Here is a 1,136-nt window from a genome sequence, read left to right on the forward strand (position 1 = left end):
GGTGGCCACGATGAGCAACAAACCCTCTCTTAGCAAATACCGCTATTTGGACCCATAGGCGCTGACGTCAGACAGTTTATTACTAGCTGCTTTGCGTTTCTTGACTTCCATCGCCTTGCGTTGTTTGCGGTTCATGGGACGGCCCTGCGGACGGCGGGGCGCGTCCGGGTGATCCGCAAAGGCGGGCGGGATGTTCGGCTCTGGTTTGGAGGGCTGCAAGAGCGTGCTGGTGTGGTTGGTGTTCAGGCCGACCATGCCAGCAGGTGCAGGCATCTGCGTACCGATTTGTTCCCATTCCCCGGCAGCGTAGATCGCTTCAAGCGATACTTTAGAGCGGGCCAGGATGTAATCTTCTGGTTTAGGCAGCTCTTCGCTATGAGAATAGGGGAAATTGAACACGTGTTCTTCGAACGTGCCGTTCTCGCCCTTCCTCATGCCAACCATGTAGCCGTCATCAGAGACCTTCCAGCCTTCGTTTGCGGCCACCTCCATGAAAGACGTATGCTTTCCATCCTGCAGGATGATCCGAGTGCCAAAGCGGACTTTGCCAGGCTTAGGTTCTGTCCAAGTACCATCAGGCTTCTGCATGGTAGCCGAGGCATGGATCATCACGTCGCCTATAGAGCCAACTTTGCAGTTGGTTGCGGCACGGATCATCGTTCCATCAGCACGCATGATCGCACCATCGGCGCGCAGAATGTCCATCAGTGGTACGTGTTGTCCTTTGAATTTACCGTCGGCGCAGTAACAAGCATGGCCGGGGGTGACGCCGGTATCCCAGAAGTCCAGCAAATGGGTGGCAGTGTTGGTCATAGTGCGCGTAACAGGGCCAGGTTTGATCCGCCCCTCATAGTCATAGGACACGACCAGATCACCGACGCGGATTTCGCTGATAGGCTTCTCCCAAACCTTCGAGAGAACAAGCTGTTCGTCGTATGTGCCGTCCGCATGCGGCTTTACCGACGGGTCAAGCGGCCACATCTGAATTGGCGTGTCTGCTTTGAAGCATTGATTGTTGAAGTTGCTTGACGGATCAAAGGGATAATATCCATCGGCGATCCTAGTGTTCCCCGTCTGACATAGGATTCCCATTGTCGGTTCGGAGTGTCATGTTGGGGCATGAGACGAGATGACAT

General features: G+C 54.8%; 1 protein-coding gene. It reads right to left on the bottom strand.

All coding sequences use genetic code 11. The features are described from left to right. Nucleotides 1-42 precede the first annotated feature (42 nt). Nucleotides 43-981 (bottom strand): hypothetical protein, encoded by a 939-nt coding sequence (locus Q1A75_RS23915; RefSeq protein WP_299593574.1) that lies wholly within the window; start codon nucleotides 979-981, stop codon nucleotides 43-45. Between the last annotated feature and the right edge of the window lie 155 nt (nucleotides 982-1,136).

Origin of the sequence: uncultured Tateyamaria sp., assembly GCF_947504105.1 — a bacterium.
In the GTDB taxonomy this organism is placed as follows: Bacteria; Pseudomonadota; Alphaproteobacteria; order Rhodobacterales; family Rhodobacteraceae; genus Tateyamaria.

What these genes read in the sequence shown, in the direction of transcription:
- Q1A75_RS23915 (WP_299593574.1), bottom strand. Translation starts at nt 981, where the DNA reads ATGTGGCCGCTTGACCCGTCGGTAAAGCCGCATGCGGACGGCACATAC.